The organism is Gilliamella sp. Occ4-3, from assembly GCF_001690675.1.
GTDB classification, from domain to species: domain Bacteria; phylum Pseudomonadota; class Gammaproteobacteria; order Enterobacterales; family Orbaceae; genus Gilliamella; species Gilliamella bombi.
In genome coordinates this window covers 1-1,511 of sequence record NZ_LZHR01000013.1, presented here as the reverse complement: position 1 = coordinate 1,511, position 1,511 = coordinate 1, and the positions used below count along the sequence as shown (strand labels likewise).

At 36.5% G+C, this 1,511-nt stretch carries 2 protein-coding genes and 1 pseudogene; all 3 read left to right on the top strand.

Translation table 11 applies throughout. The features are described 5' to 3' along the window. Window positions 1-507 (top strand): annotated as a pseudogene (locus A9G44_RS13400) (hypothetical protein); the annotation flags it as partial. Window positions 508-541: 34 nt separating this feature from the next. Next, window positions 542-1,210, top strand: coding sequence for a hypothetical protein (locus tag A9G44_RS01080; protein WP_065608911.1), 669 nt, complete (start codon window positions 542-544; stop codon window positions 1,208-1,210). A 34-nt stretch (window positions 1,211-1,244) separates the two neighbouring features. Next, a partial coding sequence (locus A9G44_RS01075; protein ID WP_143426274.1) for a hypothetical protein occupies window positions 1,245-1,511 on the top strand: 267 nt, incomplete at its 3' end.

The following is a 1,511-nucleotide window of genomic DNA, read 5'->3' as shown; positions in this document are numbered from 1 at the left end:
CTGTATGCAGATATGTACCCCTATACCATTCATTATCTTGAAGGGGAAATAGATCCTAACGATCCTTATGACAAAATTAAGCAAAATAAAAGACTTAACTTAAAACTATCCCTTTATGCCAAAGAGGGATTATTTACCGAAGAGCTGGTCGGTCACGATGGCGACAAGCCACTATACCGCTATAATTTAACGGATGAAGGGCGTAAATATCTTGATAAAAAATGGTGGGGGGGAACAAATTTCTGCTTTGGTCGAATTGTAGTTGATAAAATTGATGAGGTTGATGATCAGTTGCAAGGAATGCGCATGATTTATTTTTATTACCATATGGAAAACGTGCCAAACTGGATAAAAAATAAGGATATTTATAGTCTGTATAAAGGCTATGGCGGTTTAAAGGAGGCTGTATTGGGCGATATACCCGCTCCAGGGACTCATTACTACAACATTCAATATGATGGTAGTTTAAAATTGACGGCGGGGACTAGTGGTCACTATGTTTTATAAGCATAAATCATGGGGTTATTAATAGGCAATAATTATGATAAAAAAACTAACCATCATTGCATTACTCATCAGTAGCGCACTAATTATATTTTTACTAAAAAATTGTAATAATTACCTTTATAAAGACCGCATACAGGAAGAAAATGATCGTATTAACCCTACCGGTAATAGAGCGGTTTGCCTGCGGGTGGGTAAAATTTATCAGGATATGTACCCCTATACCATTCATTATCTTGAAGGGGAAATAGATCCTAACGATCCTTATGACAAAATCGCTGCTAATAACGAACTTAACTTAAAACTATCCCTTTATGCCAAAGAGGGATTATTTACCGAAGAGCTGGTCGGTCACGATGGCGACAAGCCACTATACCGCTATAATTTAACGGATGAAGGGCGTAAATATCTTGATAAAACATGGTGGGGCGGCACAAATTTCTGCTTTGGTCGAATTGTAGTTGATAAAATTGATGAGGTTGATGATCAGTTGCAAGGAATGCGCATGATTTATTTTTATTACCATATGGAAAACGTGCCAAACTGGATAAAAAATAAGGATATTTATAGTCTGTATAAAGGCTATGGCGGTTTAAAGGAGGCTGTATTGGGCGATATACCCGCTCCAGGGACTCATTACTACAACATTCAATATGATGGTAGTTTAAAATTGACGGCGGGGACTAGTGGTCACTATGTTTTATAAGCATAAATCATGGGGTTATTAATAGGCAATAATTATGATAAAAAAACTAACCATCATTGCATTACTCATCAGTAGCGCACTAATTATATTTTTACTAAAAAATTGTAATAATTACCTTTATAAAGACCGCATACAGGAAGAAAATGATCGTATTAACCCTACTGGTAATAGAGCGGTTTGTCTTGCTGTGGGCGATCTGTATGCAGATATGTACCCCTATACCATTCATTATCTTGAAGGGGAAATAGATCCTAACGATCCTTATGACAAAATCGCTGCTAATAACGAACTTAACTTAAAA